The sequence below is a fragment of the Pyxidicoccus caerfyrddinensis genome (assembly GCF_010894405.1).
GTDB lineage: Bacteria > Myxococcota > Myxococcia > Myxococcales > Myxococcaceae > Myxococcus > Myxococcus caerfyrddinensis.
Map to the genome: position 1 here is coordinate 148,459 of NZ_JAAIYA010000004.1, position 16,115 is coordinate 164,573.

The 16,115-nt window shown below is 68.1% G+C and carries 11 protein-coding genes; 5 read left to right on the plus strand and 6 right to left on the minus strand.

Annotated features, from left to right (window positions below; translation table 11 throughout):
- The first annotated feature begins 53 nt into the window (after positions 1-53).
- Positions 54-209 (plus strand): hypothetical protein, encoded by a 156-nt coding sequence (locus G4D86_RS11015; protein WP_163992484.1) that lies wholly within the window; start codon positions 54-56, stop codon positions 207-209.
- A gap of 588 nt (positions 210-797) precedes the next feature.
- On the opposite strand, the gene G4D86_RS11020 is transcribed toward G4D86_RS11015, so the two are convergent.
- The 4 genes from G4D86_RS11020 to mxcH all read right to left on the minus strand — a co-directional run bounded on the left by G4D86_RS11020 (position 798) and on the right by mxcH (position 5,645).
- A complete protein-coding gene (locus tag G4D86_RS11020; protein WP_163992486.1) occupies positions 798-1,262 on the minus strand; it encodes an SRPBCC family protein in 465 nt (154 codons plus the stop codon).
- A 10-nt stretch (positions 1,263-1,272) separates the two neighbouring features.
- A complete protein-coding gene (locus G4D86_RS11025) occupies positions 1,273-1,638 on the minus strand; it encodes an ArsR/SmtB family transcription factor (protein WP_163992488.1) in 366 nt (121 codons plus the stop codon).
- 366 nt (positions 1,639-2,004) lie between these two features.
- Positions 2,005-3,192 (minus strand): PepSY-associated TM helix domain-containing protein, encoded by a 1,188-nt coding sequence (locus G4D86_RS11030; RefSeq protein ID WP_163992490.1) that lies wholly within the window; start codon positions 3,190-3,192, stop codon positions 2,005-2,007.
- A gap of 2 nt (positions 3,193-3,194) precedes the next feature.
- A complete protein-coding gene (gene mxcH / locus G4D86_RS11035; RefSeq protein ID WP_163992492.1) occupies positions 3,195-5,645 on the minus strand; it encodes a TonB-dependent siderophore myxochelin receptor MxcH in 2,451 nt (816 codons plus the stop codon).
- 327 nt (positions 5,646-5,972) lie between these two features.
- Between mxcH and G4D86_RS11040 the strand changes: the two genes are divergently transcribed.
- Positions 5,973-9,332, plus strand: a complete 3,360-nt coding sequence (locus G4D86_RS11040) for a di-heme oxidoredictase family protein (protein WP_163992494.1) — start codon at positions 5,973-5,975, stop codon at positions 9,330-9,332.
- A gap of 216 nt (positions 9,333-9,548) precedes the next feature.
- On the opposite strand, the gene G4D86_RS11045 is transcribed toward G4D86_RS11040, so the two are convergent.
- Positions 9,549-10,691 (minus strand): hypothetical protein, encoded by a 1,143-nt coding sequence (locus G4D86_RS11045; RefSeq protein ID WP_240360183.1) that lies wholly within the window; start codon positions 10,689-10,691, stop codon positions 9,549-9,551.
- A 363-nt stretch (positions 10,692-11,054) separates the two neighbouring features.
- Here G4D86_RS11045 and G4D86_RS11050 point away from each other — a divergent pair, with 363 nt between their 5' ends.
- From G4D86_RS11050 to G4D86_RS11060, 3 genes are all read left to right on the plus strand, one after another.
- On the plus strand, positions 11,055-11,708 hold the full coding sequence (locus G4D86_RS11050) for a hypothetical protein (RefSeq protein WP_240360184.1): 654 nt from the start codon (positions 11,055-11,057) through the stop codon (positions 11,706-11,708).
- A 30-nt stretch (positions 11,709-11,738) separates the two neighbouring features.
- Complete coding sequence (locus G4D86_RS11055) at positions 11,739-12,236, plus strand: hypothetical protein (RefSeq protein WP_163992496.1); 498 nt, start codon at positions 11,739-11,741, stop codon at positions 12,234-12,236.
- Between the two features lie 228 nt (positions 12,237-12,464).
- Positions 12,465-14,588, plus strand: a complete 2,124-nt coding sequence (locus G4D86_RS11060; RefSeq protein WP_338050601.1) for a BTAD domain-containing putative transcriptional regulator — start codon at positions 12,465-12,467, stop codon at positions 14,586-14,588.
- A 65-nt stretch (positions 14,589-14,653) separates the two neighbouring features.
- Here G4D86_RS11060 and G4D86_RS11065 read toward each other — a convergent pair whose 3' ends face one another.
- The gene (locus tag G4D86_RS11065) at positions 14,654-16,015 is read right to left on the minus strand and encodes a hypothetical protein (protein ID WP_163992498.1); all 1,362 of its coding nucleotides are present in this window, start codon (positions 16,013-16,015) and stop codon (positions 14,654-14,656) included.
- Positions 16,016-16,115 lie beyond the last annotated feature (100 nt).

The window sequence follows — 16,115 nt, forward strand, 5'->3', positions numbered from 1 at the left end:
ACAGACGCGCGAGGCCCGTGCTTCACCCGCTTCCAGGGTGACGATGCCATGCCGTGGCTGTGAAGAGGGGCACGGTGATGCTCAACTTCGGCTCGCCGTTCCTCACGGCGGCGGTCAACGGCGATGAGAAGCAGCGCGACACGATGTTCGAGACCTTCTTCCGCGTGTGGAGGCAGGCGGAGGGGTACGTGCTGCGCCATCACCCCTGACCCGCTGGACACTGCGCACCCTGGTCTCAGGTTTCAATGGCGCAGCGGAGGTCGCACACAGGCCGCTTTCAATCACATTCCGACATTCCCTGCAAATCGAGGAAATCGCTATCCTCTCGAAGCCGTACGACCAGGAGGCTTCATGCGAGGACTTTTCGGAGCGGTTTTGCTGGTCGGGCTGCTGGCGGGGTGCGGTGGCACGGAGACGGACGCGATGGCTGACGCCGCCGCAGTGCAGGAAGCGACGTGCCTGGGCACCTGCCAGGCAGAGTACCACCAGTGCATGGTGGAGAACGCCGGCAGCGGCCCAGGCAAGGTGCTGTGTGGCTACGCGCTCAACGAGTGCAAGGCGCGGTGTCCCGCGGCAGGAGTGGCTGCGCCGGTAAGCGAAGGGTCGATTTCAACAGTGGAGCAGGGCGTGTGGGTCCGCATTGTTTGTGGCTGCGGCGGGTACCATTGCTCTGGCGAGCGTGCCGACTGCGAGGCGTACTGCGCTCGGGTGTGTGGCTGACGAGCCTGTCGGCAGGCCTCCTGCTCCGTCATCTTGAAATGGATATGAGGGAGCAGGCAGTGCTGGCCAGGCGCTTATCAGCGAGCGCCCAGGGTGACGAGAAGCTCGTCCAGTTGCTGGAACGTCTCGACCAGCGCCTCCGCCGCCCCGGTGCCGGCAGCGTCGAGAGCTTCCTTCGAGGGGTAGAGCTCGCTCACGACCAGCAGCGTCTTGCCCCCTTTTTCCTCGAAGGTCACCGTGGTGACGGACCCATTGTCACCACCTTCCTCATTGGTCCAGACGAGGCGCGAGTGCGGTGTCACTTCGGTGTACCTACCGAAGAACGCCATCCCTTGGCCGAACACCAGACGGTACTTGCCCCCGGTACGAACATCCATCTCGCAGGAAACCAGGGTCATTCCCAACGACTTCGGCACCCACCACTTCTTGAACAGCTCGGGCTTTGTCCACGCCTCGAACACGATGCGTGCCGGACCATTGAAAGTTCGCGTGACGACGGTCTCACGCTCGGACTTCCGTTCCACAGTCGTGCGGTTCTTCATGGGTGTGGGCTCACTCTCTCTGCTTGCGTCCATCGACCTGCTCCTTCCGTTTCAATTCCTCGACAACCTTGTCCAACTCGTCGAAGCGTGCGTCCCAGAGCTGGCGGTACCTCTCGAGCCATGCCATCTCTTCCTCCAGTCGGCGCGGGCCGATCTTGCAGGTCCGCACGCGCCCGACCTTCTCCGTGATCACGAGCCCGGCCCGCTCCAGGACACCGACGTGCTTCTTCATGCCCGTGAGGGTCATGTTGAACTTCTCGGCGAGGTCCGTGATCGAGGCCTCCGCACGCCCGAGCTGCTCCAGAACACCGCGTCGGGTGGCGTCGGAGAGCGCGGCGAACGAAGCATCGAGGCCGGCATTTACATACTGAACCATGTGGTTCAGTGTCTAGCATGCGGATAGATGGCACGCAAGGGCAGCTCGAGCGCGCGCTGCTTGAACAGCTCGCGGTGGTGCCGTCGGAGCATCAGAAAAATGGGAGGAAATGAGGAGTCACCAGCAGCGTGGCCAGGTTGTCCTTCACCGTCTCGTACAGCACCGTCGTCTCCGGCCGCCTCCCCAGTGTGACCCTCCAGCGGGCATGAGAACGGGACGAGACGGGACGAAACGGGATGGGGCAGCAGAACGAACCGATGAGAGATCAAGGCATTTGCCGGTAGCAGCGCGACCTGCTTGGGGTCTTGCTTCCGCCTTGATGCGGGTTCGATTCCCGCCGCCTCCACTTTGGAAGCCTGGCAATCTCTAGACCTTGGGAGTCCCCGTCGCCGGCACCGGGCGCGTCGCCACGGGCACGGGCTGGACTCCGGGGTGGGCACGCCGCCGCCGGGTGCGCCGCAGCCACAGCAACATCCCGGTGAGGCTGAGCAGCGGAACGCCGAGCCCCGCGAGCACATACAGGAGCCTCACCAGCAGGCCGCCCCATTGCCCCTGATGGAGCGGGAAGGCGAGCAAGTCGAGCTTCCCACCCAGGCCCAGTTCCTCGGGACGACGGACCTCGAGCACTTCGAGGCCCTTCGCATCCAGGACGACAGCGCTCGCATAGCGGCCGTAGAGCTTCGTCTCTTCGGTGTGGCGTCCGAGCATGACGAAGCGGTCCGTCGGCTGGGCGCGCAGTTCCACCCAGCTCGGCTCGAAGCCGGGCATGGCGCGCCGCGCGGCCGCGAGCGCCTCGTCGAAGGAGTGGGCGCTGCGAGGCGCGGGCCCCATAGGCGCGGGTCGCCCGTCAGGCCGCTTCCAGAAGTCCGCCGTGAAGGTGGCGCGCAGCATCCACAGGCCGCTCACCGAGAGCAGCAGGTTGAGCGCGAGCGTCCACACCCCCACCAGCCGGTGCAGCGAGGAGAACCGCGCCTGCCAGCCCTTGCGGCGCATCGGCTCGCGGAACGTGAGCGCGCGCCAGAGCTGCTTGCGGTAGACGAACGTCCCCGTCAGCACCGAGAGCGCGAGGAGGATGGCGGCCAGCACGACGACGAGCTGGCCGACCTGTCCCGCCGTGAGCTGATAGTGCAGCAGATAGGTCCAGCTCACCGGGTCGTCGACGAAGCGCGTGTGCCCCGAACCCCAGATGCGGGTGCCGCGCAGCTCACCGGTGTACGGGTCGACCAGCGCGATGTGCATGGGCCCGCCCCGGGGACCCACGGCCTGGACGGCGAGAGTGCTCGGCTCACCCGGGGGAGGCACGCGCATGCCGCGAATGCGAGCCTCCGGGAAGGCGCGCTGCGCGGTCTCGAAGGCCCGCTGGTACGACAGCTCCCCATCCGCCGGACGGACGTCGAAGAGGCGCGGGAAGAGCGCGGCGTCGAGCTCCTTGTGGAAGACGAGCACGGCGCCCGTCAGCCCCACCACGACGAATACCAGGGCGCCCAAAAGACCCGACCACGAGTGGATGCGCATCGCCAGGCGCGTGAGCGTGACACGGAGGGCCGGAGGCATGGTCAGAGCTCCATGTTGAGCTTGAAGAAGAACGAGCGGCCCGGGCGCTGGGCGCCGAAGAAGTCGTAGGTCTTCTCACCGGTGAGGTTGTGCGCTTCGAGCGTGCCGCTGAACGCGGGGCGGACCGGCAGCGCGTAGGTGAGCGCGAGCGAGTGGCTGAGCTGCGCCGCCACCTTCTGCTTGTCCTCGCGCAGCCCCTGGCTCTCCCAGCCCCGGAAGAAGCCGTGCACGTAGCGCGAGATGACGCACAGCGAGGCCTCGTCCCCGGCGCGCAACAGCGAGCCACGCCGAACCCGGGCGGTGAGGTTCGCGAACAGCCAGGGCCGGTTGGGGATGCGGTCCCCCGAGTAGGCCCCGTAGGCCCCCTCGTCCGAGGCGTTGCGGAAGTCCTGGAAGGTGGCGTTGGCGTCCACCGACAGCCACTCGCCGGGCACCGTCCACCCCGCCGCTGTCTCCACGCCGAGCGAGCGCGCCGCGTAGACGTTGGCGAAGGTGTACACGCTGTCATTGCCCAGGATGACGATGAGCTGGTCCGCGAGCCGGGCGAAGCCCCCCACGCTGCCGCGGAAGCTCCCCACGGAGGTGCCCAGGTCGCGCAGCTCCAGCTCCAGGTTCGCGTTGTGGCTCGTCTCGGGCTGGAGCCCCAGGTTGGCGAGGATGAGCACCCCGTCCCCGAAGAACTCGTCCGGCCCGGGAATCCGGGTGGCGTACTCGTACGAGGCCTTGAGCAGCAACCCGTGCGGCAGGAGCAGCCGCGCGCTGTCGCCCGCCCCCACGTGCTCGCTCGACTGGTCCCTCCGCCGCGTCACGTCCCCCGCGAGCACCTCCTCCGTCTGGGTGCGCAGCAGGTAGCCCTTCACGAAGAGGACGTTCTCGAGCCGTCCGTCCCACAGCCGCAGCTCATGCTCCAGGCCGCCCACCAGCGTGAACAGGTCTCGCTGGGCGTTCAGCGGATCTCTCAGGCCCGTGCCCCGCAGCAGCAGGTCCTCACCCTGGCGCGTCACGAAGGTGGGGGCGACGGAGAGGCGCAGGGCCTGGGTGTCGGTGAGCGAATAGCCGGCATGCAGGCGCGCGAGCGTGCTGTGCTGCTGGATGAGCCGGTCGGTGGGCGTGGTGCTCAGCTCGCCGGGCTGGAGACGCTCACGCACCCGGTTGCCGTGCCAGTCATAGACGAACGCGGCCTGGTCGCTGAACCCCGTGTCCCGGCGGCTGTAGCCCGCCGTGCCCTCCAGCTTCAGCTTCCCGGACAGGAGCTCCGAAGACGTCCAGCCCAGCAGTGCCCCATACGCCGCCTCCGTGGAGAGGGCCTCGCCGTAGGGCACGGTCATCACCACGTTGTGCTGGAGCTCCTTGCGCGCGCGCGTGCCGAACAGGCGCAGCGAGAGGCGCTCGGCGAAGGGACGGTCCGCGACGCCCACCTCCAGGCCCCCTCCGAGCGCGCCGTAGCCGTCGTGGAAGCGCGAGACGCTCTCGGGCGCAAGCCGTCCCTGGGCGTCGGGGACCTCCACGTCCACCCGGTAGTCGTTGCGGGCCAGGTCCCCGAAGGCGTGGCCCTTCACGAAGAGGCCGCCCTCGTCGGACCGGTAGCGGCCCGCGAGCATGCCGCGCCAGGTGCCGAACGAGCCGGCCTGGAGCGAGACGGAGCCGCCGCTCGGCTCATCGCCGTCGGAAGAGACGAGGTTGACGGCGCCTCCAAGCGCGTCCGCGCCGAAGCGCACCGGCACCACGCCCCGGTACACCTCCACCCGCTTCAACAGATTCACCGGCACGTTGGCCAGCTCCAGGCCGAAGCCCGCCAGCTCGAGCGGCACACCGTCCAGGAAGAAGCGGACCTGCTCGCCGGAGAAGCCGTTGAGGGACAGGCGGCTGGAAGAGCCAAGCCCGCCGGAGCGCTGCACATTCACACCCGAGTTGCGGCTGAGCACTTCGCCCAGGTCCGCGGTCTGCTGGCGCGCCTGCTCCAGCTCCACCACCCGCATCGCCTCGGCGGAGACCTTGCGCTCCTCGGCTCGCGTCAGCTTCCGGCCAACCACGTCGATGGTGGTCTCCATCCCCTCCCCCGCCACCAGCGTGGCGCGCAGCGGCGTGTGCTGCCCGGACGCGACCTGGACGCGGTAGCTCGCCGGCTCACAGCCGGGGACGTAGGCATGCGCCTCGTACGTGCCGGGAGCGAGCCCGTCGACCCGGAAGCGCCCCGTCCGGTCCAGGCCCACCGGCCGCATCTGCCCACCCACGTCGAGGAGCAGCTCGGCCCCGGCGAGCCCACCGCCCGGGCATGGCGTCAGCTCACCCTCGATACCACCTGCCACGGCGGTCGAAGCAGGCGGAACAGGCGCGACAGGCGGCACGGCGGGTTGGGCCGCGGCGGCGTGGATCAGGAAGAGCCACAGCAGCCCCCCGACAGGGCGCAATGCCCGGCCGGCGGACCGCCACCCGTTGAGACCGATTCGCATTATCACTTCCACATACTGGCGTCTAATCGACCGGGGGGGTGGCGTCAATCCAACCTGGCGGGGGTGCTCGCTGGAAAACGGCACCCGGCCACGCAGGCCCCTTCCCGAGGCGGGGAGCGCGAGCCCACGGAGGGCCCACGCCCGACCTGCACCTCGCTCAATGCAGGGGGCGACGCACCGCGCCTTTACATCGCTGAACCAGAAGCTAGTTTGTTCAGACGGCGAACAAAGTGTTCGACCGGCTGTGGCGGCTCAAGTTCTTCACCACCGCCCCGGGCACCTTCTACGCCGACACCGTGGCCTTCCGTCAGAAGCGCAGGCGCTCACATGCACTCGACACCCTTCAGATTCTGCCTCGTTCTGTGTGCGGTCCTGGCGTGCGAGCCGGCCGAGCTGCGGCAGACGCCCGTGGCGCCCGTGGCGCCAGTGATTGACAGCGCGCTCACCCAGGCGGGTACGGCGGGCGTGACGTTGAGCTACCAGATCACCGCCACCCACTCGCCGACGGCCTACGACGCGCTCAACCTGCCGGCCGGGCTGAACGTGAACCCGACGAGCGGGCTGATCTCAGGCGCACCGGCCGGGGCGGGCACCACCAACGCGACGATCAGCGCCACCAACGGCAGCGGCACCGACTCGAAGACGCTGGTCTTCACCATCGCTGAAGCCGGGGCCCCGCCGTCCATCACCAGCCCGCTCACCCAGAGCGGAACGGTGGGCACTTCGTTGAGCTACTTCATCACCGCCAGCAACGCTCCCAGCAGCTACGCCGCGACCGGTCTGCCGCCCGGCCTCGGAGTCAACCCGGCTTCGGGAGAGATCTCTGGCACGCCCACCGCCGCCGGCACCACCAGCGTCATTGTCAGCGCCACCAATGGCAGCGGCACCGACTCGAAGACGCTGGTCTTCACCATCAACCCGCTGGGAACCAACCTCGCTATCGGCAAGGTGTATTCGGCGTCCAACGCCCAGAACGCCACCAACACGCCCAACAAGGCGTGCGACGGAAACCTCGGCACTCGCTGGGAGAGCACCCCCACCGATCCCGGCTGGCTCTGGGTCGATCTGCTCCAGAGCTACACGATCTCCACCGTCGTCTTGCGCTGGGAGACAGCCTACGGAAAGGACTACAAGATCCAGCTCTCGAACGACCTGACCACGTGGACGGACGTGGTCACGGTCACCGGAGGCAGCGGCGGAGTCGCCACGCACGCCGTCTCGGGCACCGGCCGCTACGTACGCATGTATGGCACCGCACGCGGAACCTCGGGTGGCTACTCGTTGTGGGAGCTTGAAGTCTATGGAAGTACCGGGCCGACCACCCCGGCGGTGCCTTCAGGACTGATCGCGACCGCCGACAGCGAGAGCCAGCTCACCGTCTCGTGGAGCGCGGTGCCGGGCGCGACCGGGTACGACCTGCAGCGTGACGGAGCGACTGTCACCCGCGTGACCTCGCCCCATGCGCACTCCGGCCTGGCGGCCGGCTCTACCCACACCTACGCGGTGCGCGCCACCAACGCCGCCGGCGCCAGCGCCTTCAGCGCGACCGTGACGGCGACGACGCACACCGCGCCTACCGTGCCGGCGGTGCCTTCAGGACTGGTCGCGACCGCCGGCAGCGAGAGTCAGCTCACCGTCTCATGGAGCGCGGTGCCGGGAGCGACGGGGTACGACCTGCAGCGTGACGGAGTGACTGTCACCCGCGTGACCTCACCCCACGCGCACTCCGGCCTGACGGCCAGCTCTACCCACACCTACGCGGTGCGCGCCACCAACGCCGCTGGCGCCAGCGCCTTCAGTGAGAACGTGACGGCGACGACCCTGGCCGCGGGCAGCGGGCCGGTGCCGTTGTTCGACGCCACCACCGTGCTCGAGCCGGCGATGGTCGAGGACACGCCGACCGCCTTGATCACCCGGTTCGGGGACCGGGCGCGCGACCGCCACGCCCGCGAAGCGGAGTTTCACATCTACGACCACTACCTCACGTTCTACTGGGAGCAGCGCACCGCGAAGATCGAGATCGTCGACAAGGTCGCGAAGGGTGGAACCGAGATCGAGTTCAACATCAACCCCGAGTGGCCGCTCGAGGCGCCGGAGTTCCGCGCCATCTTCCGCGGCATCACCACCAAGGCCGAGTACCACTTGAACCTGAGCGCGACCCGGCTCGACCCGCTGCACTACCGCGCCACCATCAGCCACAACCCCAAGGAGAACCGGCCGCTGCGGATTGGAGATCGCGTCGAGATCGAAGTCAGCCAGTTTCTCAAGGCTCCGACCAACGGCCGCGAGAACTACTACGGCACCACGGTGCTGTACGTCGTTGGCTCGGGCGGCCTCGTGCCCTGGTACGGCCAGGGGCCGGTGCTGCCGTCGGGCGCACAAGACTCGTTTCCCCTGCCGCAGTCGGCGTGGATGGGTGGCCGCGCCACGCTGCCGTACCAGTACTCCAACGAGCCCCTGCACCGGTTCAAGCAGATCGCAGGACACATGTCGGAGAACAGCGTGCAGCCGTTCATGCTCGGCCGCCGCCTGCACCACACCGACTTTGGCGACGGCTCGCACGAAGAGCCCGGCAACCCGGTCTTCACCGCGCAGGTCGGCAAGCTCGGCCCTGCCTTCGTCGCGCGAAGCTGCGTGGCCTGTCACGCGAACAACGGCCGGGCGCTCCCGCCCGCCGTCGGTGCCCCGATGCTCGAGTCCGTCGTTCGGGTCGGCAGTGACGCGACCGGGGCCCCGCACCCGAACCTCGGCCGCTACCTGCAGCCGCAAGTCACCTCGGGCGTGGCCGAGGGCGGCGCGTACATCAGCAGCTACACCACCACGAACGGCACCTACGGCGACGGCACCCCCTATTCCCTGCGGAAGCCGAGCTACACCTTCACCGGCGTGGTGCCCTCGTTCTACTCGGTGCGGGTGACGCCACAGCTGGTCGGGCTCGGGTTGCTCGAGGCGGTGCGCGAAGACGCGGTGGCCGCGCTCGCCGATCCCGACGACGCGAACGGCGACGGCATCTCTGGCCGCATGCAGCTGGTGATCGACCCGCAGACTGGCGCCCATCGCCTCGGTCGGCTCGGCTACAAGGCGGGTCAGGCTCGGGTGACTCATCAGCTCGCGAGCGCACTGGTCAACGACATGGGAGTCACGACGTCGATCTTCCCGAACGTCGACCGTGGCTCGTCACAGTCGGATCCGGGACCGAGCACCGAGCTGTCCGACGCCGACCTGGCCCTGCTGTACCGCTACATCGCGACGCTCGGTGTCGCCGCGCGCCGGGAGCTCACCGACCCGGAGGCCTTGCAGGGCGAGACGCTGTTCACCTCGGCGGGCTGCGCGCAGTGCCACGCACCGACGATGACCACGAGCCCCTATCACCCCCTCGCCGAGCTGCGGGGGCAGACCATCCACCCGTACACCGACCTGCTGCTGCACGACATGGGCCCCGGCCTGGCCGACAACCTGGCCGAGTGGACCGCGTCGGGCGCCGAGTGGCGCACGTCGCCGCTGTGGAGCATCGGGCTCACCGCCGGCGTGAGCGGAGGCGAGGCCTATCTGCACGATGGCCGCGCCCGCAGCTTGAGCGAGGCCATCCTCTGGCATGGCGGCGAGGCCGAAGGCTCGAAGGAGGCGTTCCGCACCATGACCAGCTCGGACCGTGCGGCGCTGCTCGAGTTCCTTCAGTCGCTCTGAAGGTCGCGGCGCCGCGCGGAGCTCGGCGACGAGCTCGGCACCGCCACACCTTCGCGGCGGACGCCCCCATCGAGGGAACTCTTCTTCAGCGGAACGGAAGTGCCTGGAAGGACTTGCCGCCCAGCGCCTGCCACCGGCGACCTTGAGGAGCGGGTAGCCCGGCGCCGGTGTGAGGACCTTGAGCGGCGTGCCCTGGTCGTCGTGCAGACATGCCCGCTACAGCAAGCCGTCGAGCCAGGTCAGCTGCGCGTCGATCGTCTCCGAGATGACGCGCGGCTGGTCCGATGCGCTCGGCTCGCTGTATGGGTTGCCAATCTCCTTGTGCTTCCAGCTCACCCAGGTCTGCTTGTACCAACCCCAGTCCAGGTGGGTGCCCGTCGAGGGAGGCGTGGTGCCCGCGTACCCCGAGAAGGCGCGGATGCCGGTGGCCGGCGCCACCTCCTGGCCCCCCACCACCTGGTACAGGTGCAACCGCTGGCGGCGGGGGAACTGGGCGGACAGGTCCGTGGCCCAGGCGCCGTAGAACGTGCCCCAGGGGCGCACGGGGTTGTTGATCTTGGTGTCGAACGTGCCCAGCTCGCCCTGGCTGTTCCTGCACACGCCATCGAACGACGACACGTAGATGTCGATGCCATCCAGCCCCGTGTTGGCGCGGAGCGCCTGGGCGATGCGCATCACCAGACACCCACCGCGGGAGCTCCCCGCGAGGTAGATGGCCCGCGTCTCGGGCTGGACCTGGGCTTCGAGCCAGCGGACGAACCCATTGACGATTCGCTGCTTCGTGTCGCTGTCGAACAGGTGGTCGAAGTTGTTGTCGTTGACCACGGACAGGTGCGTCTTCCCCGGGGGAAACCAGCCCAGGGCATTCAGCTTCATGGCCAGCGAGCGCCCATCCAGGAGCACGTTGGGGCAGGAGACGTCGCCGCAGGACGCGTCCCAGTCGGAGGACTGGCCCGTCACTCCGCTGGAGTGGCCGCTGCTCGAGATTTTCTGCCCGGCGGACATCAGGACGATGGCCTCGCGAACGCTCGGAGCTTCCACCTGGGCGATGCGGATGGGGTGGAGCGTGCCGTCGGAGGCGCCTGCCGCACGGAACGGCTCGAAGCCCGGCGCCGCCTGGTAGTTGCCGGAGGCGTCCTTGTAGACGACGCGCCGTGACACCACCGTCCGACTGCTCCCGTTGGGATAGGACAGCGCCTGGGACTGTGCGTCCAGGGCCACCGCGGACTCAACGGGCAACGCCTCCGGCTCTGGTGGAGCACAGCCGGCAAGTGCGCCCCCCAGCACCAGGGCCAGGCCCGCCCAGAGGTTGGCACGACGAGAGAGGCCAGCGGCGTGAAGCGGGATGGAGCTCGACATGCCCCATACCCTGCCTCAAGCCTGCGCCACTCGACAAGAGCGCGCCGCCCCACCGCTTCACGCCCAGATGTCCGCAACAATCCCTGAAATCAAAACATCCCAAGGACTCGCATCGAGATGAATCCTGGTTTCTCAAATGTCGACAAGACACTCTGATGACACGTCCGTCCGCACTCGGAGCGAAGGGGTGCGAATCAGGTCGCATAAATACATGCGATTGTTTATACGAGCGCCGACTTTCCGCTGAGGCTCACGTGGCCCGGCTCCGGCTGAAACCCGGCCTGCCTGGAGGCAACGCTGAAGCGCTCGCACACCCTGGTCTTCCCCACGCACGCCCTGTATTGGCTCGTCGCGGGACTCGTCATGATCTACGTGGTGGTGGCGACGCTCCTCGCCCCCACTTCACTGCACCTGCTGCCACGGGAGGCCATCGAGAACCTGCTCCGGAGCCGCTTCGGGTTCTTCATCCTCCTGTTCGGCCTTCCCTGTGGCATCTACGTCATCGGCTGGCGGGCCAGTGACCTCTTCGTCTGGATGCGCGCTCCGAGCTTGCTGGAGCTGACCGACGAAGGACTGCGCGTCGGCGGCACCCGACTCGCATGGCGGAACGTGAAGTCCATCGTCGAGCAGCACCAGTACGACAGGCTCATCCTGCGTCACCGCGGGGGGACCTATCGATTGCGGCTGGGCCTGTGGAGCGACGCGGAACACCTGCGCCACGAGGTGACAGGCCACGTCGTCTCGGCGCTGCTGGACGGCGTGAGCCGTCAGGTCGCCGCGGGCCGGCCGGTGCACTTCGGGCCGCTGATTCTCAGCAGCGCGGGGCTGACCCACAAGGGGCGGCTGATGCGCTGGGAAGACATCGACAGCATCCGCCTCCAGGACGAAGAGGACCACGCCGTGGCGACCCGCGAGCTGGTCATCGTCGCGCAGGGCAAGCCTCGCAAGATTGACGAAGCCAAGGTCATCAACGCGCCAGTGCTGCTGGCCTACCTGTCAGACCGTCTGGCCGGCTGACCCCACCTCTCCCCTCACAGGCGGCACATCATGGAAATCTACAGCTCCGCGCAGGCGAAGAAGAAGACGCAGCAGCCGCGAGCCATCTACTACTCCCGCACCCGGCTCCTCGCTGGCGCCGTCATCTGGGCGCTGTCCATCGCCGGCTTTGGAGTGCTCACCTATCAGTCGCGCTCCGAGACCGGCGCGATGGGATTCTTCGGGGTGATCACCCTGCTCGCGGTCTGGATGTTCTTCAACTGCGTCAAGCCCCTGGGCAGCCTGGACACGCCGGCGCTGATCATCGGCAAGGACGGCATCCGCTTCGAGGACGGCATGCTGATCGGCTGGGACGACATGAAGGAGAATACCTATATCAGTCAGTCCTACATGGGCATTCCGATCCTCAAGCTGGTCCAGATCAAGACCACCCTGGACAAACCCAAGGTCAAGAAGCTGCGCGTCGCCGCGCTCGACCTCGACAGCGACGAGTACCTGGCGCTCTGCGACAGCTACAGCCAGGGCATGCCACTGCCGGCCTCGCGCTGAAACAAGCTCGGGAGGAATTGGCCGCTCGGGACCTCCACCGGGGTGGGATTCAGCCCGACAGGGTGCGCGCCATGGAGGATCACCTGGCGCTGCAAGTCGGTCAGCAGGGCCGGCGAGGACCGTGCTCGCAATCGAGAAAGGCCAGGATCAGTATAGAGCCCGGCTTTATTCGTTCAGCGGATACCCGCGTGGCCGGCGCGGGAAGCACCGACCCCCAAGGAGCGTGAAGTGAGCCGGCCAGAGTGGAGTGCGCGGGTCCTGGGCATGTCACAGTTGCTGGGGCCCCAGGGACAACGGGTGCGGTTGGAGCGACGGGCCGCGGCGCTGCTGGCCTATCTGGGGCTGGAGGGCCCCTCGCCCAAGTTCCCCGTCGCATGTCTGCTGTGGCCCGACTCGCCTCCCGTCACCGCCCGCAACAACATGCGCCAGCTCCTGCGCCGCCTGCGGCTTGCCTCGGGCGGCGTGGAGCTGGTGGAGGCCGACTCCGAGCGCCTCGCGCTGTCGCCCCTGCTGAGCCTGGACCTCGCGAGCCTGAAGTCCGCCGCCACGACGAGCGCCCCTGCGCGCGCCCCCGAGGCCCCGTGGCCCGGGGGTGGAGGGCCGCTGCTGGCCGGGTTCGACTTCGATGACTGTGAGGAGCTGGCGCGCTGGCTGGATGGCGCCCGCGCCGCCGTGGAGGGCTGGGTTCGCAAGGCGCGCGAAGCGCAAATCCAGCGCCACCTGGCCGACAGCGACTGGTCACCCGCGCTCGCCCTGGCACAGGAGTGGGTTCAGCAGGAGCCCGAGTCCGAGCAGGCCGGCCGTCACCTCATCCGGCTGCACTACCTCCAGGGAGACCGTGTCGCGGCGCTCGCGGCCTTCGAGCGACTGCGGGCCACGCTCTCCCATGACCTGGGCGTCGCTCCAATGCCAGACACCCTGGCGCTGGTCCGGCACATCGAGAAGGGCGCCCAGGTGGCGCAGCCCGCCCCCGTCGCCCGCCCCTCGCTGCCCCTGACGGTGCTGCGTCCTCCGGTATTGGCGGGACGCGAGTCGGCCTGGCGGGAGCTGCTGGAGGGCTTCCAGGCGGAGCAGGTCGTCTTCATCTCGGGCGAGCCGGGCTCGGGCAAGTCGCGGCTCGCCGAGGAGTTCGCGGCAGCCCAGGGCCGGTGGATGCGCAGCGAGGCCCGGCCTGGAGACCTGGACGTCCCCTACGCCTCGCAGGCACGTGCGTTCCGGGCCCAGCTGGCCCGGCGGCCCGACGTGAAGCTGCCGGACCGCCTGCGCTCGGAGCTGTCGCGCTTCCTTCCCGAGCTGGGCGACTCGCGGCCAGTGCCTCCGCTGACGTCCGAGGCCGACGAGCTGCGCTTCTTCGAGGCACACGCGGAAGGGCTGGCCCTGGTGCTCGGGGACGAGCGCGTGGCCATCGCGGATGATGTGCAGTACTGGGACAAGGCCAGCACCCGGCTGTCAATGTACGCCTGGGCCCGGATGGCCGACGCCGGGGCCCACGCGGTCCGCCTGCCGTGCTTCATCCAGTGCTTCCGCCGGGGCGAGCTCCTCCCCTTCTCCGAGGCCAACATCCGCCAGCTCGTGGATATGGGAAAGGGGCGCGTCGTCGAGCTGGGGTCGCTCTCCGTCGACAGCGTGCGCCAGTTGCTGGCGGGGCTGGAGCTGCCCGGTGCCGAGGCCCACACCCTGGCGCTGACCCGCTACACGGGAGGCAACCCCCTCTACATCGTCGAGACGCTCAAGCACCTCATCGAGACGGACTCGCTCCGCAAGAAGTGGCCGCGGCGACTGCCGCCGCCGGGACGGGTGGGCCCGCTCATCCAGCGCCGCTTGGATCGGCTCTCGCCGCTGGCCCTGCAGATTGCGCAGCTCGCCGCGAGGGCGGGCTCCCACTTTCGCGCCGCGCGCGTGCCCGAGGTGCTGGAGGGTAGCGCGACCTCGATCTACGCGGCGCTTTCCGAGCTGGAGGCCATGCAGCTGCTGGTGGGGGAGCGCTTCAGCCACGACCTGGTGATGGAGGCCGTGCAGGCCACCATCGGCAAGGCCACGGGACGCTTTCTGCATGGCCGGCTCGCGGCCGTGTTCGAGCGTGACGGCGCGCCGGCCAACCTCCTGGCCTACCACTGGCTGCAGGCGGGGCAGGAAGTCCGCGCCCTTCCCTACCTGCATGCGGCCGCACACGCGGACGAAGAATTGCTGCTCCTGGAGGAGGCCGCGGACCACCATGCGCGCGCGGCGGCCGTCCTGGATGCGGTGGGTCGACACGAGGAGGCCGCCAGCGCCCGCGCCGCGGAGGCCCGGGTGCGGCTGAGGCAGAAGGCCTCAGCGGCGCCTGAAGCGCCGTCGCCCCGGACCGGTTGACGCCGGCCCGGGCCACGGCCCGTCCAGGCCTGCTCGCAGGCCAGCGTCAACCACTCAGGACCTGGTCAGAGCGCATCAACCGGGCTGATGCGCACGTGCTTGAAGTAGAGGTCGTCGTTGCTGACCTCTCCCACGTCGAGCATGAGCACATGCACCTGGCCGCGAATGCCGGGGGCACGCCCGTCATCGAGGTTCCACACGGTCAGCCCTTCGATTTCCTCGTCACCCGGCACCCAGTTGATTTTGTGCCACTGCGTGATGGCCGCCGTCGAGCCGATGCTGTCCCCGATGCTCTCCGCGAGCTCGAGTGACAGGAGACCCGTGTTCCAGTCCGTGGCGAGAAAGAGCCTGCCGCTCGGACTGAACTCGCCACCCTGGATCCGGTAAATCGCCTGCGGAAGCGCGACCGCTCCCTTGTAGGTGATGCTCGAACCCGAAATGGCATACACGTACAGCTCGGTTGCGTCGAACTTGGAGCTGTACCAGAGGCCGTTCTTGGGGTTTCTCGCCATCCAGGGGAAATTGCCGGGGCTGCGCTGAGGGCTGTTTGCCGGAATGGGCATCACCGGGTAGTAGGCCAGGTTGGAGGTGTCGAAGCGGCCAATCGCGTTGTATCCCGCGAAGCCCTCATCCGGCTCCAGAGGGACATACACCACCCCCCCGAACACATCGCAATCGCCCGGGTGTCTCCATCCCTGGTCGATATACGGGCTCCTGTAGACGAGGAAGTTGTCCTCGTTGAAGCTGACGTTGACCGGCTTCTTTGCAATGCGGCTCTGTTGCCCGGAGATATTGCGCCACGCGGAGGTGAGGAACCAATTGTTGTCGTCATGGCACACCCCCTGCAGCCCATTCGCCAGTTCGTAGGAGCGGTCGAATGGGAAGTCTTCGAGGTTGGAGGGGGTCCCGACGCGATAACAGCCGTTCAGCTCCGCGTTGACGGTCGTCACCTTGCTGTCGCACGGAGCCAGCAGGACGAGAGGATCGGCGGTCGACCCGCAGTCCAGGGCTGCCTGCATATAGCCCTTGGCGGGGAGATTCTGGACCGTGCAGGTCATCTGGGCCGCCGTGAAGGTATAGGACTGGATGCTGCCGATGGTGGTGATGATGCTCGCCTTGCTGCTGCTCGTCCCCTCCGGTTGCCAGAAGCCGCCCTGGCGCGGCAGGACCACGGAGGTACTCCAGTAGTACCACGACCTTCCCGTGCTATCGACCGCCGCCGTCGAAGACGCGACCGTGGTTGCAATCGTCCGCTGCTCACCCGTGCTGTTGTTGAGAGCGGCCACCGTGATGGCGGCACCCGCGGCCGACGCATATCCCTGAAAAAGGATGGGCGACGACTTATTGGTGACTGACGTGTTCTGGTAGGGCCCCGTCGTGCAAGCGGTGAGGCACGCGACGAGGATGAGCAGGTACCGTGTTTTCATGAGCCCTTCTGGCGGTGGCTGGAGCACGAATGTTGCCTGGGGGCGCGCGCATACCGTGCCCCCCGCGACGTCGAACGGCCTTGCCCCGATTCCTTCGGTT

Coding starts and splice junctions, on each gene's coding strand:
- G4D86_RS11045 (WP_240360183.1), bottom strand. CDS start 10,691: ATGTCGAGCTCCATCCCGCTTCACGCCGCTGGCCTCTCTCGTCGTGCC.
- G4D86_RS11025 (WP_163992488.1), bottom strand. CDS start 1,638: ATGGTTCAGTATGTAAATGCCGGCCTCGATGCTTCGTTCGCCGCGCTC.
- mxcH (WP_163992492.1), bottom strand. CDS start 5,645: ATGCGAATCGGTCTCAACGGGTGGCGGTCCGCCGGCCGGGCATTGCGC.
- G4D86_RS11040 (WP_163992494.1), top strand. CDS start 5,973: ATGCACTCGACACCCTTCAGATTCTGCCTCGTTCTGTGTGCGGTCCTG.
- G4D86_RS11030 (WP_163992490.1), bottom strand. CDS start 3,192: ATGCCTCCGGCCCTCCGTGTCACGCTCACGCGCCTGGCGATGCGCATC.
- G4D86_RS11055 (WP_163992496.1), top strand. CDS start 11,739: ATGGAAATCTACAGCTCCGCGCAGGCGAAGAAGAAGACGCAGCAGCCG.
- G4D86_RS11050 (WP_240360184.1), top strand. CDS start 11,055: ATGATCTACGTGGTGGTGGCGACGCTCCTCGCCCCCACTTCACTGCAC.
- G4D86_RS11020 (WP_163992486.1), bottom strand. CDS start 1,262: ATGAAGAACCGCACGACTGTGGAACGGAAGTCCGAGCGTGAGACCGTC.
- G4D86_RS11065 (WP_163992498.1), bottom strand. CDS start 16,015: ATGAAAACACGGTACCTGCTCATCCTCGTCGCGTGCCTCACCGCTTGC.